Here is a 22,197-nt window from a genome sequence, read left to right on the forward strand (position 1 = left end):
TGTTTGGTAGGTTAGCGTGACGGTATGACAGGCGTCGAGAGTCCGGCGTACGTGCCCGGACACGGGCTGCTGGCCGGGCGGACCGCCGTCATCACCGCCGCCGCGGGCGCCGGGATCGGCGGCGCCACCGCGCGCCGCTTCCTGGAGGAAGGGGCGCACGTGCTGATCAGCGACACGCACACGCGTCGGCTCGCCGAGCACGAGGCCGCGCTCGGCCGTGCGTTCCCGGGCGCGGTGACGGCCGTGGCCTGCGACGTCACCGACGAGCGGCAGGTGGCGCACCTCGTCGACACCGCCGTGGCCCGGCACGGCCGGCTCGACATCGTCGTCAACAACGCGGGGCTCGGCGGCACCTCGGCGCTGGTGGAGATGACCGACGAGCAGTGGACGAAGGTCCTCGACGTCACCCTGAACGGCACCTTCCGCTGCACCCGGGCCGCCCTGCGCGCCATGCGGCACGGCGGCGGCGGGGTGATCGTCAACAACGCCTCGGTCGCCGGCTGGCGCGCCCAGGCGGGCCAGGCGCACTACGCCGCCGCCAAGGCGGGCGTCATGGCCCTCACCCGCTGCGCGGCGATCGAGGCCGCCGCGTACGGCGTGCGCGTCAACGCGGTGTCCCCGAGCCTCGCCCTGCACCCGCACCTGGTCCGGGTGACCACCCCGGAACTGCTGGCGGAGCTGACCGCGAAGGAGGCCTTCGGCCGGCACGCCGAGCCGTGGGAGGTGGCCAACGTGATCGTGTTCCTGGCGTCGGACTACGCGTCGTACCTCACCGGCGAGGTCGTCTCCGTCAGCAGCCAGCATGCCTAGTGTCGCGGCAGGCGGCGTCCGCCCGTCCAGGAGCGGCGTCCGGTGCGTGCTCTCGGCGGGCCGGCCGGAAGCCCTCGTACCGGACGTACTCGGGTATCCGGGCGGTGCGGCGCGCGTGCGTGCCGGGCGTCGTGACGGGGCGGACGTCGCCCGCCGTGGCACCGGTGTCGCGGCAGGCGGCGCTCGCCCGTCCCGGAGCGGCGCCCGGTGCGGCACCGCGGCCGCGGCCGCCCGGCCCGGCGGGGGACCACAATGTGTGCGTGCCGACCGAGAAGAAGCCCCAGGTGACCGAGCCCGACCGTCCCCGGCCCGCCCGCAGAAGCCGCGCCGGGGCCGCCGCCCCGGGGAGCCGCGCCGAGGGCGGCCGGAAGATCCGCGCGCAGAACCCTTCGGAGGGCGGCCGGCCGGGCCGCTCGGAGGACCCCGAGGAGCGCCACCGGGCCGGCGGTCCCGCGGCCGCCGCCCGCACACGCCGGCTCGAACTCCTCGGCACCGCGGCCGAGGTCTTCGCCGAACAGGGCTACAACGCCACCACCGTACGCAAGATCGCCGACCACGCGGGCATGCTCGCGGGCAGCCTCTACTACCACTTCGACTCCAAGGAGTCGATGCTGGAGGAGATCCTGCGCACCTTCCTCGACGAGCTGTGGGACGGCTACGACACCGTCCTGGACGCCGGGCTCGGACCGCGGGAGACCCTCGCCGCACTGGTCACCGAGTCGTTCCGGGAGATCGACCGGCACCGCGCCGCGGTCGCGATCTACCAGAAGGAGAGCCGCCAGCTGGCGGCGCAGGAACGCTTCGCGTTCCTCGCCGACTCCCAGCGCCGGTTCGAGGAGGCGTGGCTCGCCACGCTGGAGCGCGGCGTCGAGGACGGCTCCTTCCGGGCCGACCTCGACATCCGGCTCACCTACCGGTTCGTGCGGGACACGGTGTGGGTCGCCGCGTCCTGGTACCGGCCCGGCGGGCAGCACAGCCCGGAGGAGATCGCCCGCCAGTACCTGTCGATGGTGCTGGACGGCATCGCCGTGCGCCCGGCGCGGCACTGAGCGCTCCGGCGGAAGCGCCGCGGTACGGCCCGGCCGGCCGTGGCGCCGTCGTGGCCGGCCGAGCCGTCCCCGCCTCCGGGCGCTGCCGCACCGCGGTGGACCTCGCCCGGCCCCGCACCGGGCCCGAGGACCGGCGTGCCTCTGGCCGCGGCGCGGACACGCCTCCGGCACGCCGTCACCATCCGCCCAGCACGAAGGAGTCGCCGCCATGACCGAGGCCTACATCGTCCAAGCCGTCCGTACGCCCGTGGGGCGGCGCGGGGGAGGGCTCGGCCGCGTGCATCCGGCCGACCTCGGCGCGCACGTCCTCAAGGAACTGGTCGCCCGGGCCGGGGTCGACCCGGCCGCCGTCGAGGACGTCGTCTTCGGCTGCCTGGACGCCGTCGGGCCGCAGGCCGGCGACATCGCCCGGACCTGCTGGCTGGCGGCCGGCCTGCCGGAGGAGGTACCGGGGGTGACCGTGGACCGCCAGTGCGGTTCGTCCCAGCAGGCCGTGCACTTCGCGGCCCAGGGCGTGCTGTCCGGGACGCAGGACCTCGTGGTGGCCGGCGGCGTGCAGAACATGACCATGGTCCCGCTCGCCTTCGCCACCCGCCAGGCCGCCGAACCGCTCGGCCTCACCCAGGGACCCTTCGCGGGCAGCGAGGGCTGGCGGGCCCGGTACGGCACCCGGCCGGTCAACCAGTTCGCCGGGGCGGAGATGATCGCCGCCCAGTGGGGGATCACCCGGCGGGACCAGGAGGAGTACGCGCTGCGCTCGCACCGCAGAGCCCTGCGGGCCGCCGACGAGGGCCGCTTCGACCGCGAGCTCGCACCCTACGGCGACGTCCTCGCCGACGAAGGGCCCCGCCGGGACACCTCCCCGGAGAAGATGGCGGCACTCGCGCCCGTCCTCGACGGCGGCACCATCACCGCCGCCTGCTCCTCACAGGTCTCCGACGGCGCGGCGGCGCTGCTGCTCGCCTCGGAGCGGGCGGTACGCGAGCACGGCCTCACCCCGCGCGCCCGCGTGCACCATCTCTCGGTGCGCGGCGAGGACCCCGTGCGGATGCTCACCGCGCCCATCCCGGCCACCGCCCACGCCCTGCGGCGGACCGGCCTGACCATCGACGAGATCGACCTGGTCGAGATCAACGAGGCCTTCGCGCCGGTCGTCCTGGCCTGGCTGAAGGAGACCGGCGCCGACCCCGAACGGGTCAACGTCAACGGCGGCGCCATCGCCCTCGGCCATCCCCTCGGCGCCACCGGAGCCCGCCTGATGACGACCCTCCTGCACGAACTGGAGCGCACCGGGGGCCGGTTCGGCCTCCAGACCATGTGCGAGGGCGGCGGTCAGGCCAACGTCACCATCATCGAGAGCCTGTCAGCGTCCCGCTGAGCCGCCGCGCGGGCCGCCCCCGGCCGGCCCCAGCAGGGACACCGTCCGCTCCGCCTCGGCCATGATCCGCCCGACCAGTTCCGCGCAGGACGGCAGGTCGTCGATCACCCCGGCGACCTGCCCCGCCGCCATCACCCCGAGATCCGTACGGCCCTCCACCATCGCCGCCCTGAGCAGCATCGGCGTGTTCGCCGCGAGCAGCACCTGGCCCCAGCCGAGGTCCGCGCCGCGCCGGTGGGCCCGCCCGTCCCGGAGCAGCTGCCGCCAGGACTGGCCGGACAGCCGGCGGAACCGGGCCGCCCGGCGCAGCGCCTGGAGCAGGGTCCCGGCGCGGCCCGCCCGCTCCAGGGACGCGACCAGGTCCGAGCGGAGCATCCGGTGCGGCAGCCCGTCGACGGCACGGGTCACGGTGACGTCCCGCACCGTCGCCGCCAGATAGCGGGCCTTCACCGCGTCCGGGACCGCCGAGTCGGAGGTCAGCAGGAAGCGGGTGCCCATGGCGATGCCCGCCGCCCCGTAGGCCAGGGCCGCGACCAGCCCCCGGCCGTCGAAGAAGCCGCCCGCGGCGATCACCGGGATCGGCACGGCGTCCACCACCTGCGGCAGCAGCACCGTCGTCGCCACCTCGCCGGTGTGCCCGCCGCCCTCACCGCCCTGCACGATCACCGCGTCCGCACCCCACGCGGCGACCTTCTCGGCGTGCCGCCGGGCCCCGACGGTCGGCACCACGACCACCCCCGCCTCCTTCAGCTCGGCCATCAGCTCACGGGAGGGAGCCAGAGCGAAGGAGGCGACCCGCACCCCTTCCTCCACGATCACCCGGACCCGGTCGCCGGCGTCGGCGGCGTCCGCACGCAGGTTCACCCCGAACGGGGCGTCCGTGCGTGAGCGGACCTCCCGGACCGCCTCACGCAGCCGGTCCACGGTCATCGTGGCGGAGGCCAGGATGCCGAGCGCGCCCGCGTTCGCCGTCGCCGAGACCAGGCGGGGGCCCGCGACCCAGCCCATGCCGGTCTGCACGACCGGGTGCCGCACCCCGGCCAGCCGGGTCAGCCCGGTCTCCATCACGGCCCCCACCGCTCGTCCCGCGGCCGCTTCCGTCCCGGGGCCGCCCGGCAGCAGCGCCGGGGAGTCGGGCCGCTGCCCCGCCGGCCGCCCCTCCCGCCGGCCCGGGCGAGGGCCCGGGCGAGGGTCCGGGCGAGCGGTCCCGCCGACGGCGGCATCAGTGGTCCACCTCCCGTGCCCGCGTGTTCTCCGGGTCGAGCACCTCACGTATCAGCCGCAGCTCGTGCGCCGAGGGGGTGCGGGTGCGGGGCACCTCTTCCGGGACGACCAGCCCGAACCCGGTCGCCGCGCGGACCTCCTCGACCCCGACCCCGGGATGCAGCGACGCCAGCCGCATCGAACGGTCCGGGGTGGCGAAGTCGAACACACCGAGGTCGGAGACGACCCGCACCAGGCGGTGGTGGCGAGAGCCGGCCGCCCGGTCGTACCCCACCCCGCACACCAGGTCCACCCTCTCCACGAACACCCTCCGGGAGTGCCGCGGTATCCAGTAGCTCGTCGGATGGTTCAGCGTGTTGACCGGAGCGCCCCGGACCCCCAGCAGCTGCCGCCGGGGTCTCTCCCGGTCGCCGACGCAGGAGATGTTCTGGTTGCCGAACCGGTCGATCTGGCTCGCGCCCATCATCACGTGCCGCCGCCCGCCCAGGACAAGGTCCAGATGCCGGCGGTACGGCAGCCAGCCCTCCACCGCGCCGCCGGCGTCGACCAGCAGCGCCTCACCGTCGGTCAGCAGCAGGTCCGGCGCGAAGGTGAGCCGGGCCAGCCGCGCGCCGACGGAGGGCACGACGCCCGTCGGGGAGGCCAGGACCTCGCCCGCCCCGCGCCAGGCCTCGGCGCAGGCGACCACGCAGTACTCGGCACGAGTGACCGTCATGCCCCGCTCCCTTCCACCGCGTCGACGTACCGGGCCGCGAACTGCGGCCAGGGCGTGCTCGCGTACTCCCGCTGCCGGACCTCGTCCCGGCCGTAGTCCGGGGCGCAGGAGGTGAAGTGCGCCCCGCCCGGCGCCTCCACCACTCCCGTGACCGCGTGGCGTCCGATCAGCAGCGTCTGGGGCGCGCCCGGCCGGCCCAGCTCGGCCGTGCCGACGATCCGCTCGCAGGAGACGTACGCGCTGTCGGCCGCCTCGCAGAACAGGTCGTCGAAGTACGGGTCGGGGCCCAGGTACTGGCCGTTGCCGTGCCGGTCGGCCCGGTTGACGTGCACCAGCGCCGCGTCCAGCCGCAGCGCCGGCACCGCGACGAAGGTCTCGCCGTCCTCGTACGGCGACACCACCGTCCTGAGGGCGGGCGCGGCCCGCATGACGTCCGAGCCCAGTCCGGCCCGCAGCGGCAGGAACGGCAGCCGGGCGGCGGCGGCCCGAAGCCCCCACAGGAACATCGCCTCGTCGAACTCGGTGAGAGCGAGCCCACCCTGCTCCCGGGCCGCGCGGTAATGGGGTTCGAGGGGGATCGAGTCCAGGGTCACGAACGGGGCGACGAGTCTTCGCACCCGCCCCGCGGCCGCGAGCATGCCGACGTCCGGACCGCCGCAGGAGACCACGGTGAGGTCGGTGACCGAGGTCCGCAGCAGCGCTCTGACCAGGGCCATCGGCTTGCGGCGGGAACCCCAGCCGCCGATGCCGACGGTCATGCCGCTCTCCAGGCGGGACACCGCCCCGTCGGCGGTCATCCTCTTGTCACCCACCTACGCCACCTCCGTTCCCGTTCCCGTTCCCGTTCCCGTTCCCGTTCCCGTTCCTGTGGCCGTGGCCGTGGCCGTCTCCGTCTCCGTCGCGGCCCCTGTCGCGGAACCGGCCCCTGTCGCGGAACCGGCCGCTGACCCGGTGCCGGCCGCGGGCCCCGCCGCGGGCCCTGCCTCGGACGCCGCCCCGAAGGTGTCCCGGACCCGGTCTCCCACCCCGCTGAGCGCCGCCTCGAAGGTGAAGCCCTGCTCGAACCGGTAGCTGCGGCGCACGTCCACCGGATCGATGCCGTTGATCGCCGCCTTCGCCATCCGCAGCAGCGTGCCGTCCTTCGCGGCGATCTCCCGCGCCAGCTCCAGCGCCGCCGCCCGCAGCTCCGCCCGCGGTACCACCCGCCACACCGCGCCGTGCGCCCGCAGCTCGGCCGCACCCACCGTGCGCGAGGTGAAGTACAACGTCCGCATCAGATGCGCGGGGACCAGCCGGGCAAGATGCGTGGCCGCCCCCAGCGCGCCCCGGTCCAGCTCCGGGAGACCGAACGAGGCGTCGTCGCTCGCCACGATCGCGTCCGCGTTCCCCACCAGGCCTATGCCGCCGCCCAGGCAGAAGCCCTGCACCGCCGCCACGACCGGCACCTCGCACTCGTACACCGCGGCGAAGGCCCGCGCACAGCCGGAGTTGGCGCCGAGCAGCGCCCCGCCGCCCCGCGCCTGTATCTCCTTCAGGTCCACGCCCGCGCTGAACCCGCGGCCCTCGGCGGCCAGCACCACACACCGCGTCCGCGGGTCGCGGCCCGCTTCCCGCACGGCGCCGGCCAGCGCGAACCAGCCGGCCGCCGGAAGGGCGTTCACCGGCGGGACGTCGACCGTGACGAGCTGAATCCCCTTTTCCGGGGACGAGGTGGAGACACCCATGGCCGCATCAGCTACCTTTCCACCAAACGTTTGTTAGGTGTGAGGCTTCGAAGCTAGCAGCAGCCGCATCCGGGCGGGAGGGCCTGTGGAAAACTCGCTGCGCGGCAGGACGGCCCTTGTCACCGGGGGGACCCGGGGCGTCGGGGCGGGCATCGCACGAGCCCTCGCCGACGCCGGGGCCGAGGTACTGGTCTGCGCCCGGCGACCCCCCGAAGTCCCGCTCCCCGGCATCGGGTTCCGGCGGCTCGACGTGCGCGACACGGCCGCCGTGCACGGCTTCCTCGCGACCCTGCCCCGGCTGGACGTCCTGGTCAACAACGCGGGCGGCACCCCCGGCCGGAGGCTGACCGAGGCACCGCCGGAGCGGCACGCCCGAGTCGTGGAACTGAACCTCCTGGCCCCGCTGACCGTGTCGCTCGCCGCCCACGCGCACCTGCGCCGGGCGCACGGCTGCGTCGTCATGGTCGGCAGCGTCAGCGGCGGCCGGCCCTCACCCGGCTCGGCCGCGTACGGCGCCGCCAAGGCGGGCCTGGAGAACCTCGCCCGCTCGATGGCCGTGGAGTGGGCGCCCGACATCCGCGTCAACACCCTCGTCGTCGGCATGGTCCGCACCGAGCGGGCCGCCGCGCACTACGGCGACGCCGCCGGAACCGCCGCCGTCGCCCGCACCGTCCCGCTGGGCCGCCTGGCCGAGCCGTCCGACGTCGGGGCCGCGGCCGTGTTCCTCGCCTCCCCGGCCGCCGCGTACGTCACGGGAGCCTCGCTGCTCGTGCACGGCGGCGGGGAGCGGCCGGCGTTCCTGGACGCGGCAACCGTCCCGAAGGAGAGCTGAGATGAGCGGAATCTGCGAGGGCCGGGTCGTCGCCGTCACCGGCGCGGGCCGCGGCCTCGGCCGCGCCCACGCCCTGGCCTTCGCCGCCGAGGGCGCCCGGGTCGTCGTCAACGACCTCGGCGTCGCCCTCGACGGCACCCGGACGGCCGACGGCGGCGGCGCAGCGGGGCGCGGGACGTCGCGCCGCGGCACGCTCCCCGGCCCGGCCGAGCAGGTCGTGGCGGAGATCCGTGCGGCGGGCGGCGAGGCCGTCGCGCACCTCGGCGACGTCGCCGCGCCGGACGGCGCCGCCTCGCTCGTCCGCACCGCACTGGAGGCGTACGGGGCCCTGGACACGCTCGTGAACAACGCGGGCTTCCTGCGGGACCGGATGCTGGTCAACCTGGGCGAGGACGACTGGGACGCGGTCGTGCGGGTCCACCTCAGAGGGCACTTCCTGCCGCTGCGGCACGCGGCCGCGCACTGGCGGGCCCGGTCGAAGGCGGGACACGCGGGAGCCGCCCGGGTCGTCAACACCGCCAGCGGCGCCGGGCTGGCCGGCTCGCTCGGGCAGGGCAACTACAGCGCGGCCAAGGCCGGTGTCGTGGCACTGACCCTCGTCGCGGCGGCCGAGCTGCGCCGCTACGGCGTGCAGGTCAACGCCGTCGCACCGGCCGCCCGGACCCGGATGACCGAGCGGACGTTCGCCGCGGCCATGGCGGCACCGGCCGAGGGCTTCGACGCCATGGCGCCGGAGAACGTCTCCCCGCTCGTGGTCTGGCTGGGCTCGGCCGACTGCGCCGGTGTGAGCGGGCGTGTGTTCGCGTCCGAGGGCGGGCGGATCACCGTCATGGAGGGCTGGCGGCCGGGACCCGCCGCCGACACGGCGGCCCGCCGGACCCCGGCCGAGGCGGGCGCGACGGTCCGCGAACTGCTCACCGAGGCCGCCGAACCCCTGCCCGTCCACGGCACCGGGACCTGAGCCGACCCGCCCGGCCCGGTCCGGCCCGCCCGGCTCGCCCGACCCGCCCGGTCCGACCCGCCCGGCGGGCCCAGGCGCCGCCGGCCGCCCCGGTCCGGCAGGCGCCGCGGCGCGGGCCGGCCGGGCTCCGCGCCCGCTCAGGTGTCGCACTCCAGCAGCGTCCCGCACAGCCCGCACCGGGCCGTCACCCGCCCCCGCACCGGCACCCTGATCCGCTGAAGGCATGTCGGACACGGGAAGGACACCGCCATCGGACCCCCCTCCCGCGCCGTGAAGGCGTACGGGGTGCCGGGCACCGCGGCGGGGGCGTGCTCCCCGGCGTGCCGCCGGTCGCGCGCGTAGCGGCGGCGGCCGGCCCAGCCCGCCGCGGTCAGCGGGGGCTGCTGCGCGTCGCGGCGGGCCCGCGCCATACCCCTGCCGTACGCCGTGTACGCCTGGGCACTGGTGAACCAGACGGACGGGTCCTCGCCGAACGCCAGCGACCGCTTCGCCAGTACGTACCCGAACTCCTCCGGGGTGAGGTATCCGAGTTTCTGCGAGGACGCCCCGTCCTCCCGGTAGGCGTCCAGCAGCAGCCAGCCCGCACCCAGGTAGGTCGTCGCCGTGTCCGTGAGGATCTCGTTGTCCCGCATCCCGCGGAAGGACAGCCCGAGCCGGTGCAGGTACACGTGCATGATCTCGTGCGCGAGCGCCGCACCGATGTCCCGGCGGTGCGTGCGGAATCGGTCGTTCAGCTCGATGAAGTACTCCGGTCCGGCGGTCAGTTCGACGTTCGCCGCGTGCGTCATCCCCCGGAAGCCGACGATCATCCGGGCGTCCGGCAGACGGAAGTGGCGCACCAGCTCGTGCGCGACCCGCTGCGTCCCCAGGTAGAGGTCGTCGGTGTCGCAGAACGCCACATCGGCCGGAGCGACACTCGTCGCGAACTGCCGGACGGTGTCGCACGACAGCCGCCGGTACAGCGCCGTGACGGCTTCCCGCACCGTCTCCAGATGCGGGAAGCCGTGCTCGACCGGTCCGCCGTCGGCCACGTCGCACCCCCAGCACCCCTGACACACCGAAACCGGTTTCCACTGTACGAGGGGAACGGGTCCGGAGGATCCCGGCGGGAGATCCGGGTGCGGCAGAACCGGCCGGAGCGCAGGAAACCCACCCGAGCGCGGGGAACCGGCCGGAGCGTGCGCGGGAACCGGCCGGACGGGTGGGCCGGTGTCGCCGGGGCACGCGCCCGCCGTGCGCCGTTGCCCGCCCGCACGGCGGGATCCGGACACAAACCTCCCGGACGGCACCCGGCACCGCTCCGGCCGCCGGGCGACCGGCCCCCGGCGGGCCCCGGCTTCAGGCCAGGGCCCGGGATCTGGTCCCGTGCGCCGGTCATCCGACCCCGGTCCGCCCCGTAGGGTGGACACCCATGACCACCAGCCACCACGGAACCGGTGACGTCGACCCCGCCGTGCGCGAGGAACTCGCCCGGCTGCGCGACAGCATCGACAACATCGACGCGGCCGTCGTCCACATGCTCGCCGAACGCTTCAAGGCCACCCAGCAGGTGGGCCGCCTCAAAGCCGTGCACCAGCTGCCGCCCGCCGACCCGGCCCGCGAGGCGCGGCAGATCGCCCGGCTGCGCACGCTCGCCGAGAACGCCAAGCTCGACCCGGCCTTCGCGGAGAAGTTCCTCACGTTCATCATCGCCGAGGTGATCCGGCACCACGAGAGCATCGCCGAGGACACCGTCGGCGGACAGCGAGCCACGGCGAACTGACCGGAAACGCCCCCCGGGCGTGACAGGGCGCCCGGCGCGGTGCATGCTGCGCTGAGCACTCCCCGTCAGCCGACGGGCACAGCGCGTCAGTCCGCGACTGCCCCGGCGGACCCAGCGGGAGGGAGGACCGGTCATGGTGTTGTCGGAGGCCGGGATCCTCGTCGTCGGCGACCACGAGGGCACGCTGTACGCCCTGGAGAGCGCTCTCGCCCCGCTCGGCCGCAGGATCGCCCGCGTCACCAGCGGCGACGAGGCCCTCAAACAGGTGCTGCGGGGCCGGGTCGGCCTGCTCCTGCTCGACGTGAGCGCCCCCGGGGCCGGCGGCCTCGACATCGTGCGCTGCATGCACGGCCTGGAGCAGACCCAGCACATCCCGGTCGTCCTGCTCACCGGCTTCGGCCTGGACCACGAACTGACCGCCGCCGCCTACGGCCTCGGTGTCGCCGACCTGGTCACCAAACCCGTCGACCCGTGGTCCCTGCGCACCAAGGTCCGCTACCTCTACGACGCCCATCAGCGCCAGCTCGCCCTCCAGGGCCAGCTGCGCGAACTGCGCGCCCGGGCCGGCGCCCCCGTCGCCCCGGCACACCGCGAGGCCCGCCTCGCGCAGAAGGACGCCCGTGTCCCCTCGCAGCGCGACACCTCGCAGCGCGACACCACGCGAGGCGGGCGCAGCGGCCCTCCCGCCGGGTCGGGCGTCACCGGACTCCCGCAGGAACAGACGTAGGCAGGCCGCAACGGGCCGCGCCGTCCCCGGCATCACGGACGCGGAACGGCGCACGGGAGCGCGCCCGGCGCACCGCGGCGCGTCACGGAGCGCTCACGAAGCCGACCGCCTCTGTGCCCTGTCGGAGCCATCAGGCAGCATGTCGTCCATGTCCGTTCTCACGCGCGACGAAGCGCAGACCCGTGCCCAGTTCCTCGACGTCCACCGGTACCGCGTCGACCTCGATCTCACCACCGGAGACGACACGTTCGACTCCCGCACGACGATCAGCTTCACCGTGCGCGAGGGCCGGGACCGCACGGACACCTTCGTCGAGCTCAAGCCCGCCGAACTGCGCTCGGCCACCCTCGACGGACACCCCCTCGACCCCGGCGCCCTCGACGGCAACCGGCTGCCCCTGGACGGCCTCGCACCCGGCAGCCACGAACTGGTCGTCGACACCGCCATGCGCTACTCGCACACCGGCGAGGGCATGCACCGCTTCACCGACCCCACCGACGGCGAGACCTACCTCTACACCCAGCTGTTCCTCGGCGACGTCCAGTGCGTCTTCGCCGCGTTCGACCAGCCCGACCTCAAGGCCGTCTTCGACCTCACCGTGCGGGCCCCCGAGGGCTGGACGGTCCTCGCCAACAGCATCACCCGCGACCTCGGCGAGGGCCGCTGGCAGGCCGCCTCCACGCCCCTGATCTCCACCTACCTCGTGGCGGTCGCCGCCGGCCCCTGGCACTCCGTGCGCACCGAGCACCGCGGCCTGCCCTTCGCCCTGCACTGCCGCCGCTCGCTGGCCCCCCACCTCGACGCCGACGCCGACGAGATCCTCGACATCACGCGCGCGTGCTTCGACCGGTACCACGAGAAGTTCGACGAGCCCTACCCCTTCGACTCCTACGACCAGGCGTTCGTCCCCGAGTTCAACGCGGGCGCCATGGAGAACCCCGGCCTCGTCACCTTCCGCGACGAGTTCGTGTTCCGCTCCGCCGTCACCGACGTCGAGCGCCAGACCCGCGCCATGGTGATCGCGCACGAGATGGCCCACATGTGGTTCGGCGACCTCGTCACCCTCAGATGGTGGGACGACATCTGGCTCAACGAGTCGTTCGCGGAGTACATGGGCTACCAGACCCTCACCGAGGCCACCCGCTTCACCGGCACCTGGACCGAGTTCGGCGTCGTCACCAAGGGCTGGGGGTACGACGCCGACCAGCGCCCCTCCACCCACCCCGTCGCACCCGACGCCGTCGACGACACCGCCGCGGCCCTGCTCAACTTCGACGGCATCTCCTACGCCAAGGGCGCCTCCGCCCTGCGCCAGCTCGTCGCCTGGCTCGGCGAGAAGGACTTCCTCGCCGGCATCAACAACCACATCGCCCGGCACCGGTTCGGCAACGCCACCCTCGCCGACTTCATCGACTCGCTCGCCGCCGTCACCGACCGCGACGTCCCCGCCTGGGCCGACGCCTGGCTGCGCACCACCGGAGTCGACACGCTCACCCCCCGCATCGCCCCCGGCGGCAACGGCGTCTGCGCCCTCACCGTCGACCGCGCCGGAAGCCGCCCCCACCACATCGCCGTCGGCCTCTACGACGTCGACCACGCCGACGAGGGCCGGCTCGCCCTGCGCGAAAGCCTCCGCCTCGACGTCCCGCAGAGCGAGGCGCTGCCCATCGGCAAGCGCCCCGCGCTGCTCCTGCTCAACGACGGCGACCTCACCTACGCCAAGATCCGCTTCGACCCGGAGTCCTTCGAGACCCTGCGCACCGGCCTGTCCGGCCTGCCCGACCCCCTCACCCGCGCGGTCGTCTGGAACGCCCTCAGGGACGCCGTCCGCGACGGCGAACTCCCGCCCTCCGCCCACCTCGACACCGCCCGCGCCCACCTCCCGCACGAGACCGACCTGGCCCTCGTCCAGGGCGTGCTCGGATTCGCCGTCACCCAGATCACCCGCCGCTACCTGGGCGACGACGCCCGGCCCGTCGCCCAGGCCACCCTCGGCTCGCTCTGCCGCGACCTCATCCGCCGCACCGAGGACGGCTCGCACCCCGGACTGCGCCTGCTCGCCGTCCGCCACGCCATCGACGTCGCCGCCCAGCCCGACGGCATCGCCGCCTGGCTCGCCGACGGCACCGTGCCCGGCGGACCCGAACTCGACCCCGAGCTGCGCTGGCGGGTCCTCGGCCGCCTCGCCGTCCTCGGCGCCACCGACGAGACCGCCATCGCCGCCGAACTCGAACGCGACCCCAGCGCCACCGGCCGCGAAGGCGCCGCCCGCTGCCGCGCCGCCCTGCCCGACCCCGACGCCAAGGCCCGCGCCTGGGAAGCGATGTTCGGCGGCGACGACCTGTCCAACTACCTGTTCACCGCCACCGCTCAGGGCTTCTGGCAGCCCGAACAGGCCGACCTGGTACGGGACTACATCCCGCGCTACTTCGAGGACGCCGCCGCCCTCGCCGCCCGCCGGGGCCCCGCCATCGCCGAGGCGGCCGGCCGCTGGGCCTTCCCCGCCCACGCCGTCGACACCGGGACTCTGCGCCTCGGCGAGGAGTGCCTCGCCGACGCCGGTCTCCTCCCCGCCCTGCGCCGCAAGCTCGTCGACCAGCTCGACGACCTCGCCCGCGCGCTGCGGGTCCGCGGCGGGGAGTGACCGCGGGGGCGGGGCACCCCGGACCGGGCCGCCCCGCCCCGAACCGGGCCCGCCGTGCTCTCCCTGCCGGGCCCGTCCTCGCGGCCTACCGCGTCGCGCTGCCGTGCCCGTGCTCGCGGCCTGCCGTGCCCGTGCTGCCGTGCTCGCCCGGCCCGGTCGCGCCGTGCCCGCTCCGCTCCGGACCGGGCCCGCCGTGCTCTCCCTGCCGTGCCCGTCCTCGCGGCCTGCCGTGCCCGTGCTGCCGTGCTCGCCCGGCCCGGTCGCGCCGGGCCCGCTCCGGACCGGGCCCGCCGTGCTCTCCCTGCCGTGCCCGTCCTCGCGGCCTGCCGTGCTCGCCCGGCCTGGTCGCGCCGTGCCCGCTCCGCCCCGGACCGGGCCCGCCGTGCGCTTCCGGCCCGCCGCGCAGCGCTGGCCCTGAACGGGCCCCGCCGCGTGCCCCCCGGCCCCGAACCGGCCCCGCCCTGCCGCGCTCGCCCGCCGCCCGCCGCCTGCTGCCTGCTGCCTGCCGCCCGCTGCCTGCCGCTCGCCGCGGGCCGCCCCGCCCTCCCCGGCCGGGGCCGGGCCGGTCCTGCCCGCCCGGCAGTACCCCCTTTCGGGTTCAGCTCGTTGAGCATTGCGGACGCGTCGCTCCCTCCCCGTACAAGCTGGGCCCCGGAGGTGTCCGACACCCCCAGGGCCGCGGACCCGCAGCCGCGACGTGCCGAGGAGGAAGCCCGTGAGCACCCCACCCCTCGCCTCCGGCCCCCAGGGCTCCGGTGCCCTGCGGCCGCTGCTCGGCACGGTCCTCGACGCCCTCGACGAGGGCCGCCGGGCCCGGGGCGGACCCGTGCCCGCGGGCGGACCCGACGCCGTCACCGCGCGGCTGGCGGCGGAGGTCGGCACCGTGCTGCCCGAGGAGGGCGACCCGCAGGCCCTGCACACCGTCGTCCGGGCGCTCGCCGAGGGCGCGGCCGACCCCGCCGAACCGCTGTGCGCCGCGCATCTGCACTGCCCGCCGCTCGCCGTCGCCGCCGCCGCCGACCTCGCCGCGAGCGTCCTCAACCCGTCCCTCGACTCCTGGGACCAAGCGCCGTCCGGCTCCGCCCTCGAAGCCCTCGTCACCCGCGCCCTCGCCGCCGAGACCTACCCCCGCCGCCCCGGACGGCCCGCGTCCGACGCCCTGGTCACCACCGGAGGCACCGAGGCCAACCTCCTCGCCCTGCTGCTCGCCCGTGAGACACACGGCCGCACCGTCCGGCTGCTCTGCGGCACCAACGCGCACCACTCGCTCACCCGCGCCGCGTGGCTGCTCGGCCTGCCCGCACCCGTCGCCGTACCCGCCCCGGCGGGCGTCCTCGACCCGGTCGCGCTCGACGCCGCCCTGAGGTCCCTCACCGGCCCCCGCCTCGTCGCCGCCACCGCCGGCACCACCGGCGCGGGCCTCATCGACCCCCTGGACGAGATCGCCGCGCTGTGCCGCCGCCACGGCACCCGGCTGCACGTGGACGCCGCCTACGGCGGGCCCCTGCTGTTCAGCGACCGCCTCCGCCCGCTCCTGGCCGGGCTGGACGCCGCCGACACCGTCGCCTTCGACCTGCACAAGCTGGGCTGGCAGCCGGTCGCCGCCGGACTCCTCGCGGTCCGCGACGCAGGCGACCTCGCCGCGCTGCACCAGCGCGCCGACTACCTCAACGCCGCCGACGACACCGACGCCGGGCTGCCCGACCTCCTCGGCCGCTCCCTGCGCACCACCCGCCGCCCGGACATCCTCAAGGCGGCCGTCACCCTCAAGACCCTCGGCCGCCGCGGACTGGGCGCCCTCGTCGACCAGGTCTGCGACCACGCACGGCAGTTCGCCTCCCTCGTGGCCGCACACCCCGCCTTCGAACTGCGCGGCCGGCCGGTCATCAGCACCGTCCTGTTCCGGCCCGCGGGAGCCGCCGACCACACCGTCGCCGCCGTACGCCGCCGCCTGCTCACCGACGGCCGCGCCGTGCTGGGCCGGACCCGGCTCGACGGACGCCTCTGGCTGAAGGCCACCCTGCTCAACCCCCACCTCGGGCCCGAGGACCTGACGGCCCTGCTCACCACCGTGGAAGGACACACCTCGCCATGACTCACCCGCCCCGCCCGGCCGGCGACACCCCGCGCGACCTCGTCGGCATCGGCATCGGCCCCAGCAACCTCTCCCTCGCCGCGCTCGCCCAGCCGCTCGCCGGACTCGACGCCGTCTTCTTCGAGCAGCGCCCCGCCTTCCACTGGCACCCCGGCCTGCTCATCGACGGCGCCACCGTCCAGGTGCCCTTCCTCGCCGACCTGGTCACCCTCGCCGACCCCGCCAGCCGCTGGTCCTTCCTGAACTACCTCAAGGCCCGCGAGCGGCTCTTCCCGTTCTACTTCGCCGAGCGCTTCCACATCCACCGCGCCGAGTACGACGCCTACTGCCGCTGGGTCGCCGACCACCTGCCCGGCCTGCACTTCCGCCACCAGATCGACGCCGTCCGCTTCAACCCCGAACGCGACGTCCTCGAGGTCGACCACACCCAGCTCGACGGCAACGGAGAGGCCGAGGCGCTCGGCCGCACCACCACCAGGAACATCGTCCTCGGCATCGGCACCGAACCGTACGTGCCCGAGCCCCTCAGACCGCTCGCCGACGCCCCGGGCGTCCCCGTCCTGCACGCCGCCGACTACCGGGACCACCGCGAGGCGCTGCTGCGCGCCGGGCACGTCACCGTCATCGGGTCCGGGCAGTCCGGCGCCGAGATCTTCCTCGACCTGCTCCGCAACCGCCCGCCCGGCCGGGAGGGCCTGCACTGGCTCGGCCGCACCGGGGCGTTCGCGCCCATGGAGTACTCCAAGCTCGGGCTGGAGCACTTCACCCCCGACTACACCCGCTACTTCCACGCCCTGGCCGAACCGGTCCGCGACCGGCTCGTCGCCGCCCAGTGGCAGCTGCACAAGGGCATCGACGCCGGCACCATCGCCGCCGTCCACGACGAGCTCTACCGCCGCACCCTGCACGGCGGCTGGCCCGACGCCGTCCTCACCCCCGGAGTGCACGTGCGCACCGCCGGACGCATCGCCACCACCAGGGTCGAACTCCACCTGGAGCACCTCCAGCAGGGCAGCCGCAGCCGTCTCACCACCGACGCCGTCGTCCTGGCCACCGGCTACCGCGAGCGCCCGCTCGGCAGCCTGCTCGCCGCTCTCGACCCCTACCTGCGCCGGGACGGCGCCGGACGCCCCCGTGTCGACGAGCACTTCCGTCTCGTCCTGGACCCTGCCGTCGGCGGCGCGGGCTGCACCGTGTACGTGCAGAACGCCGAGCGCCACACCCACGGAGTCGGCGCTCCCGACCTCGGCCTGGCCGCCTGGCGCAGCGCCACCATCCTCAACACCCTGACCGGCAAGGAGCTCTACCCCCTGCCGGGCCGTACCGCGTTCACCACCTTCGGGCTGGAACAGCCGCAGCCCCGGGTCCCGTCCGCACGGCGGCCGCGGGTGCTGACCCCGCTCACGGACGGGACCTGAGGCCGCCGCCCGCCCCAATCCCCGGACCGGGCCCGACGGGCCGGAACCCGCCGGACCGGCGCCGGACTCAGAACACGGGTGTGCCCTCACGCGTCAGCTTCCAGTCCACCGACGCGAACTCCTCCGGGTCCAGCACGCCCTTGGCCGTGACCCACTCCGCGATCCGGGTCCGGATCTCCGTCGACTCCGACCACAGCTCCTCGGCCGACGCGACGTGCGGGAACGCGCCGCCGCCGTTCGCCCGGTAGTTGTTGACCGCGAGGACGAACTGCCGGGCGTCGTCGAGCGGCGCACCCCCGTAACTCAGGTTCCGGATCCGCGAACCGGCCGGCCGGGCGATGTCGATCTCGTACGACAGTCCGGACACGTAGTCGTAGTTGTAGTCCGGCCGTCCGCCCGCGTTGGTCAGCTTCTCCACGTCCACCGCGGCGTCCGGGGCCGTCTGCGCGAAGTACCCGGCCGAGTACTCCAGGTACGCCCTGATCTGCGCACCCGTCATCAGCTTCGCGACCAGCGTGTTGTCGTACACGTACAGGCTCGACAGATCCCGGATGGTCACCTCGCCCGCCGGGATCTGCGAGGTGCGGGAGAACGGCGACGCCTGCGCGACCACCGGCAGCGACGCGTACGCGCCGCCCGCGAGCGCGGCCTTGACGACGTCCTCCTGGACCCTGGTGATCAGATCGATGATCGGCGCGTCCTTGTAGCGCGCTTCGGCCGTGGTGAGCGTCTCCGTGGCCGTACCGACCACCTGGTTGACGTACCGTACGACCCTGTCGTGCTCGTCGTCGAGCAGCCGGGAGATCTTCGGGTCGTCGGCGACGGTGTTGGAGTTGCGCAGCGACGCCCTGACCGACTCGACGTGCCAGCGGCCCCTGCGGAACACCAGGTCGATGTCGAACAGCGTCAGCCGCTCCGCGTAGCACAGCGGCTCCGACAGCACGACCGTCCTGCCGGTCCGCTCGTTGACGACCTTCAGCTCCGGGATCTCCACGTGCGCGTGCCCCACCAGGATCGCGTCGATGTCCGGCACCAGCCGGGCCACGTCGGCCGCCGCGTTCTCCACGTACGGCAGCTGGTCGCCGTAGGACGACGTGCCCGAGGAGCCGCTGTGCGCCGACACGATCACCACGTCGGCGCCCATGGACTTCAGCTTCGGCACCCACTTCGCGGCCTGCTCCTCGAGCCCCGGGAACTTCAGGCGGCCCTGCACGTAGGCCTTGTCCCAGATCGCGATGCCCGGGTTGGTCAGACCCAGCACCGCCACCTTCACCGGCCGTGCCCCCCGCACCCGGAACGTCTTCATGAAGTACGGCGGGAAGGCCGGCCGGAGGGTCTTCGCGTCCACCGCGTTCGCGCCCAGCAGCGGGAAGTCGCACTGCTCCTCGAACTTGCGCAGGGTCTCGATGCCGTAGTTGAACTCGTGGTTGCCCAGCGCCACCGCGTCGTACCCGATCCGGTTCATCGCCTGCGCCATCGGGTGGACCGGACCGCGCCGGGCCGTGATCGGCTCCACCTTGGCGTAGTAGTACGTCAGCGGCGTGCCCTGGATGGTGTCGCCCGCGTCCAGCAGCAGCGTGTTGGCGCGGCCCTTCTCCGCGCGCACCTGCTCGACCAGGGTGGAGATCCGCGCCAGGCCCTTGGCGTTGCCCTGGGCGTCGGAGTACTCCGTGTCCTTGAAGTAGTCCCAGTTGAAGATGTTTCCGTGCAGGTCGGTCGTGCCCATCACGGTCAGCGCGTAGCGCTTCTCCCGGCCCCGGGCGGGGCCGGGCCGGTGCGGCGCGGCCTCGGCCGCCGGTGCCACCGCACCGCCGGCCAGTGCCACCCCCGCCCCGGTCACGGCCGACTTCTTCAGGAACTTCCGGCGGTCCAGCCCCATGTTCGTTCTCTCCTCGGAGACGGCAGACGTTCACAACGCGCGTAGATTCTGACCCGTGCGGGGTGGAACGGAACAGGCCTTGCGGGTTGCGATCGGGTGTCCCGGGGTGTGCGTCAACCCCCCTGCCCCGGCCGGTCGGTGACAGAGTGGGGCGTATGACCGCAACCGAACCCGCCGGCTCCGAGCCGCCCGTGCCCTACGGCACCCCCGCCGCGCCCCGCATCGCCGTCCGCGGCGAGGCCCACCTGGAGGTCGACCCGGAGGTCGCCCGTCTCGGCGTCACCGTCTCCGCCCGCGGCCGGGACCGGCGCGCCGCGCTCGACGACCTCACCCGCCGCAACGCCGCCGTCCTCGACCTCGTCACGTCCTACGGCGAGGCCGTCGAACGGCTGGAGACCGGCACCTTCGCCCTCACCCCCGAACTGACCCGGCACGGGCGGGGCGAACGCGTCCGCACCTACCACGGCGCCGTACGCCTCACCGTCGAGGTCGCCGACTTCACCGTCCTGGGAGAACTCACCACCCGCCTCGCCGACCAGGACCTCACCCGGGTCGACGGCCCGTGGTGGGCGCTGCGCCCCGGCTCACCCGCCCACCGCGACGCCCGCACCCGTGCCGTCCGGGAGGCGGTCCAGCGCGCCCGCGAGTACGCCGACGCCCTCGGCACCACCGTGGCCGCCCTGGTCGAACTCGCCGACGTCGGCGCGGAGGACCGGGGCGGCTACCCGCCGCCGCCCGGCCGGATGCGCTCCGCCGCCTACGGTGTCCCGGAGGCCGACGCCGCGGCGCCCCTGGACCTCGAACCCGAGCGCCAGCACGTCTACGCCGGCGTCAACGCCCGCTTTACGATGAACCCGCCCCGGCTGTAGAGATCCATTCACTGCTTCGGAATTCGAATAAGCGGACCGGGGGCCGTCCGAAAGGGAGGACGACGCACTCCGGAATGCTCATCGGAGCGAGGGCCTGCACAATTCAACAGTTGTCAACGCTCCTTCACTCAAGTGTTGTTGAGTGGTCATGCCGGGCCAATTCTCTACCCGCCGGTAAGGCATAGGCTCGACGTATGCGCCGAGCGAAGATCGTCTGTACCCTGGGCCCCGCCACCGACTCGTACGACCAGATCAAGGCGCTGGTCGACGCCGGAATGGACGTCGCCCGCCTCAACCTCAGCCACGGCACCCACGCCGATCACGAGGAGCGCTACCGGCGCGTCCGCAAGGCCGCCGACGAGACCGGCCGCAGCGTCGGCGTCCTCGCCGACCTTCAGGGCCCGAAGATCCGACTCGGCCGCTTCACCGAAGGACCCGTACTCCTCGAACGCGGCGACGCCTTCACCATCACCGTGGAGGACGGCGTCGAAGGCGACCGCCTGCAGTGCGGAACGACGTATGCGGGCCTCGCCGCCGACGTCGCCGAGGGGGAGCGGATCCTCGTCGACGACGGAAAGGTCTGCCTGGAGGTCACGGCCGTCGACGGGCCCCGGGTGCGCACCACCGTCGTCGAGGGCGGCGTGATCTCCGACCACAAGGGCCTCAACCTGCCCGGCGTCGCGGTCTCCGTCCCCGCCCTGTCCGGGAAGGACGAGGAGGATCTGCGCTGGGCGCTGCGCACCGGTGTCGACGTCGTCGCCCTGTCCTTCGTCCGCAGCGGCCGCGACGTGCGGGACGTGCACCGGATCATGGCCGAGGAGGGGCGCCGCCTTCCCGTCATCGCCAAGGTGGAGAAGCCCCAGGCCGTGGAGGACGTCGACGGCATCGTCGCCGCCTTCGACGGGATCATGGTGGCCCGCGGCGACCTCGGCGTGGAGATGCCGCTGGAGCAGGTGCCGATGGTCCAGAAGCGGGCGGTCAAGCTCGCCAGGCGGAACGCCAAGCCGGTGATCGTGGCGACGCAGATGCTCGACTCGATGATCGAGAACTCCCGCCCCACCAGGGCCGAGGCCAGCGACGTCGCCAACGCCGTGCTGGACGGCACGGACGCGGTGATGCTGTCCGGCGAGACCAGCGTCGGCAAGTACCCCGTGGAGACGGTCCGGACCATGGCCCGCATCGTGGCGGCCGCCGAGGAGGACATGCTGGCCACGGGCCTGCCGCCGCTGACCGAGCGCAACAAGCCGCGCACCCAGGGCGGAGCGGTCGCGCGGGCCGCCGCCGAGATGGGCGACTTCCTGGGGGCCAGGTTCCTGGTCGCCTTCACCCAGTCCGGCGACACCGCCCGCCGCCTGTCCCGCTACCGGTCCCCGATCCCGCTGCTCGCCTTCACGCCCGACCCGGCGACCCGCTCCCAACTCAGCCTCACCTGGGGCGTGGAGACCTTCCTCGGCCCCCGGGTCGGCTCCACGGACGCGATGGTCGCCCAGGTGGACGAGCTGCTGCTGAGGTTCGGCCGCTGCCGGCCGGGGGACACCGTCGTCATCACGGCCGGTTCACCCCCCGGTGTCTCCGGGACGACCAACCTGGTGCGGGTGCACCACATCGGCGAGACGTCCGCGTAGCGGGCGCGGAAGCCGGTGCCCTGGTCCGGGCACCCGGCAGGTCCGGGCGGTGACCCGGCTCCGGGGCGTACGCGGTCGTGGCGCATGCCGGCGGTGTGCCGGGCCGCATGCCACGCCGGCCACTCGACCGCCGACCGCCGACCGAGTCGCCGTGCCGTGTCGTGCGCGCGGGCCTTGAGGCATGGGGCATGCCCGGAATTCGCCGTGCGCCCTTCGGAGGGCCGCCGCGGAATGCGCGACGACGCGCAGCAAAAAGCGGATGTTCACGAGAAGGTGGACATCCGCTCTTTATGGTGACCTTGAAATCCAAGGAAAAGTACCCCGGGTCGGATTCGAACCGACGCTGTATGGGTTTTGAATCCATGGCCTCTACCGCTGGGCTACCGGGGCCCCTTCGATATGAAGGTCAGCGGTTACCCGCTGTGTCACCACCATACCGCAGCTGGGTAGGCTCTTGTCAGCAGCACCCCTGCCCGGAACAAGGA

17 protein-coding genes, 1 tRNA gene and 1 pseudogene are annotated in these 22,197 nt (G+C 74.5%); 12 read left to right on the forward strand and 7 right to left on the reverse strand.

From position 1 onward, the window contains the following. The first annotated feature begins 24 nt into the window (after nt 1-24). The 3 genes and pseudogenes from AC5K6T_RS06085 to AC5K6T_RS06095 all read left to right on the forward strand — a co-directional run bounded on the left by AC5K6T_RS06085 (nt 25) and on the right by AC5K6T_RS06095 (nt 3,237). On the forward strand, nt 25-810 hold the full coding sequence (locus tag AC5K6T_RS06085; RefSeq protein ID WP_493206305.1) for an SDR family oxidoreductase: 786 nt from the start codon (nt 25-27) through the stop codon (nt 808-810). Between the two features lie 455 nt (nt 811-1,265). Beyond that, a pseudogene (locus AC5K6T_RS06090) lies at nt 1,266-1,859 on the forward strand (TetR/AcrR family transcriptional regulator); the annotation flags it as partial. A gap of 208 nt (nt 1,860-2,067) precedes the next feature. Continuing rightward, on the forward strand, nt 2,068-3,237 hold the full coding sequence (locus AC5K6T_RS06095) for an acetyl-CoA C-acetyltransferase (protein ID WP_493206307.1): 1,170 nt from the start codon (nt 2,068-2,070) through the stop codon (nt 3,235-3,237). Here AC5K6T_RS06095 and AC5K6T_RS06100 read toward each other — a convergent pair. The 4 genes from AC5K6T_RS06100 to AC5K6T_RS06115 all read right to left on the reverse strand — a co-directional run bounded on the left by AC5K6T_RS06100 (nt 3,223) and on the right by AC5K6T_RS06115 (nt 6,900). Beyond that, nucleotides 3,223-4,302 carry an NAD(P)H-dependent flavin oxidoreductase gene (locus AC5K6T_RS06100; RefSeq protein WP_493206308.1) on the reverse strand — a complete coding sequence of 360 codons (1,080 nt, stop codon included), beginning with the start codon at nt 4,300-4,302 and terminating at the stop codon, nt 3,223-3,225. The two genes, AC5K6T_RS06095 and AC5K6T_RS06100, sit on opposite strands and share 15 nt — an antisense overlap. 157 nt (nt 4,303-4,459) lie before the next feature. Further along, nucleotides 4,460-5,176, reverse strand: coding sequence for a CoA-transferase subunit beta (locus AC5K6T_RS06105; protein ID WP_493206309.1), 717 nt, complete (start codon nt 5,174-5,176; stop codon nt 4,460-4,462). Then, nucleotides 5,173-5,988 carry a CoA transferase subunit A gene (locus tag AC5K6T_RS06110; protein WP_493206311.1) on the reverse strand — a complete coding sequence of 272 codons (816 nt, stop codon included), beginning with the start codon at nt 5,986-5,988 and terminating at the stop codon, nt 5,173-5,175. The genes AC5K6T_RS06105 and AC5K6T_RS06110 overlap by 4 nt, the downstream gene beginning before the upstream one ends. Then, nucleotides 5,989-6,900 (reverse strand): enoyl-CoA hydratase family protein, encoded by a 912-nt coding sequence (locus tag AC5K6T_RS06115; protein WP_493206313.1) that lies wholly within the window; start codon nt 6,898-6,900, stop codon nt 5,989-5,991. 85 nt (nt 6,901-6,985) lie between these two features. Between AC5K6T_RS06115 and AC5K6T_RS06120 the strand changes: the two genes are divergently transcribed. Together AC5K6T_RS06120 and AC5K6T_RS06125 are read left to right on the forward strand one after the other, a co-directional pair. Beyond that, nucleotides 6,986-7,732, forward strand: coding sequence for an SDR family oxidoreductase (locus tag AC5K6T_RS06120; RefSeq protein WP_493206315.1), 747 nt, complete (start codon nt 6,986-6,988; stop codon nt 7,730-7,732). A 1-nt stretch (nt 7,733) separates the two neighbouring features. Next, on the forward strand, nt 7,734-8,693 hold the full coding sequence (locus AC5K6T_RS06125) for an SDR family oxidoreductase (protein ID WP_493206317.1): 960 nt from the start codon (nt 7,734-7,736) through the stop codon (nt 8,691-8,693). Nucleotides 8,694-8,830: 137 nt separating this feature from the next. Here AC5K6T_RS06125 and AC5K6T_RS06130 read toward each other — a convergent pair whose 3' ends face one another. Further along, complete coding sequence (locus tag AC5K6T_RS06130; protein WP_493206319.1) at nt 8,831-9,724, reverse strand: hypothetical protein; 894 nt, start codon at nt 9,722-9,724, stop codon at nt 8,831-8,833. Between the two features lie 380 nt (nt 9,725-10,104). Here AC5K6T_RS06130 and AC5K6T_RS06135 point away from each other — a divergent pair, with 380 nt between their 5' ends. The 5 genes from AC5K6T_RS06135 (at nt 10,105) to AC5K6T_RS06155 (ending at nt 17,339) form a co-directional block, all read left to right on the forward strand. Beyond that, entirely contained in the window at nt 10,105-10,455 is a 351-nt protein-coding gene (locus AC5K6T_RS06135; protein WP_493206320.1) for a chorismate mutase, read from the forward strand. Between the two features lie 136 nt (nt 10,456-10,591). Continuing rightward, entirely contained in the window at nt 10,592-11,182 is a 591-nt protein-coding gene (locus AC5K6T_RS06140) for a response regulator (RefSeq protein ID WP_493207375.1), read from the forward strand. 148 nt (nt 11,183-11,330) lie between these two features. Beyond that, nucleotides 11,331-13,826 carry an aminopeptidase N gene (gene pepN, locus AC5K6T_RS06145; RefSeq protein ID WP_493206322.1) on the forward strand — a complete coding sequence of 832 codons (2,496 nt, stop codon included), beginning with the start codon at nt 11,331-11,333 and terminating at the stop codon, nt 13,824-13,826. Nucleotides 13,827-14,541: 715 nt separating this feature from the next. Then, on the forward strand, nt 14,542-15,921 hold the full coding sequence (locus AC5K6T_RS06150; protein WP_493206324.1) for a pyridoxal phosphate-dependent decarboxylase family protein: 1,380 nt from the start codon (nt 14,542-14,544) through the stop codon (nt 15,919-15,921). Further along, entirely contained in the window at nt 15,918-17,339 is a 1,422-nt protein-coding gene (locus tag AC5K6T_RS06155) for a lysine N(6)-hydroxylase/L-ornithine N(5)-oxygenase family protein (RefSeq protein WP_493206326.1), read from the forward strand. The genes AC5K6T_RS06150 and AC5K6T_RS06155 overlap by 4 nt, the downstream gene beginning before the upstream one ends. Before the next feature lie 67 nt (nt 17,340-17,406). On the opposite strand, the gene AC5K6T_RS06160 is transcribed toward AC5K6T_RS06155, so the two are convergent. Continuing rightward, the gene (locus AC5K6T_RS06160) at nt 17,407-19,218 is read right to left on the reverse strand and encodes a bifunctional metallophosphatase/5'-nucleotidase (RefSeq protein ID WP_493206328.1); all 1,812 of its coding nucleotides are present in this window, start codon (nt 19,216-19,218) and stop codon (nt 17,407-17,409) included. Nucleotides 19,219-19,373: 155 nt separating this feature from the next. On the opposite strand from AC5K6T_RS06160, the gene AC5K6T_RS06165 reads away from it, so the two are divergent. Next, on the forward strand, nt 19,374-20,087 hold the full coding sequence (locus AC5K6T_RS06165; RefSeq protein WP_493206330.1) for an SIMPL domain-containing protein: 714 nt from the start codon (nt 19,374-19,376) through the stop codon (nt 20,085-20,087). A gap of 194 nt (nt 20,088-20,281) precedes the next feature. After that, complete coding sequence (gene pyk / locus AC5K6T_RS06170; protein WP_493206332.1) at nt 20,282-21,712, forward strand: pyruvate kinase; 1,431 nt, start codon at nt 20,282-20,284, stop codon at nt 21,710-21,712. A gap of 317 nt (nt 21,713-22,029) precedes the next feature. Here pyk and AC5K6T_RS06175 read toward each other — a convergent pair. Continuing rightward, nucleotides 22,030-22,102: transfer RNA gene (locus tag AC5K6T_RS06175), tRNA-Leu, on the reverse strand. Nucleotides 22,103-22,197: the final 95 nt, after the last annotated feature.

This window comes from Streptomyces sp. B8-7, assembly GCF_058833805.1.

Excerpts from the sequence above, each read along its gene's own strand:
- AC5K6T_RS06085 (WP_493206305.1), top strand. The coding sequence starts at position 25 with ATGACAGGCGTCGAGAGTCCGGCGTACGTGCCCGGACACGGGCTGCTG.
- AC5K6T_RS06095 (WP_493206307.1), top strand. The coding sequence starts at position 2,068 with ATGACCGAGGCCTACATCGTCCAAGCCGTCCGTACGCCCGTGGGGCGG.
- AC5K6T_RS06100 (WP_493206308.1), bottom strand. The coding sequence starts at position 4,302 with ATGGAGACCGGGCTGACCCGGCTGGCCGGGGTGCGGCACCCGGTCGTG.
- AC5K6T_RS06105 (WP_493206309.1), bottom strand. The coding sequence starts at position 5,176 with ATGACGGTCACTCGTGCCGAGTACTGCGTGGTCGCCTGCGCCGAGGCC.
- AC5K6T_RS06115 (WP_493206313.1), bottom strand. The coding sequence starts at position 6,900 with ATGGGTGTCTCCACCTCGTCCCCGGAAAAGGGGATTCAGCTCGTCACG.
- AC5K6T_RS06125 (WP_493206317.1), top strand. The coding sequence starts at position 7,734 with ATGAGCGGAATCTGCGAGGGCCGGGTCGTCGCCGTCACCGGCGCGGGC.
- AC5K6T_RS06135 (WP_493206320.1), top strand. The coding sequence starts at position 10,105 with ATGACCACCAGCCACCACGGAACCGGTGACGTCGACCCCGCCGTGCGC.
- pepN (WP_493206322.1), top strand. The coding sequence starts at position 11,331 with ATGTCCGTTCTCACGCGCGACGAAGCGCAGACCCGTGCCCAGTTCCTC.
- AC5K6T_RS06155 (WP_493206326.1), top strand. The coding sequence starts at position 15,918 with ATGACTCACCCGCCCCGCCCGGCCGGCGACACCCCGCGCGACCTCGTC.
- AC5K6T_RS06160 (WP_493206328.1), bottom strand. The coding sequence starts at position 19,218 with ATGGGGCTGGACCGCCGGAAGTTCCTGAAGAAGTCGGCCGTGACCGGG.
- AC5K6T_RS06165 (WP_493206330.1), top strand. The coding sequence starts at position 19,374 with ATGACCGCAACCGAACCCGCCGGCTCCGAGCCGCCCGTGCCCTACGGC.
- pyk (WP_493206332.1), top strand. The coding sequence starts at position 20,282 with ATGCGCCGAGCGAAGATCGTCTGTACCCTGGGCCCCGCCACCGACTCG.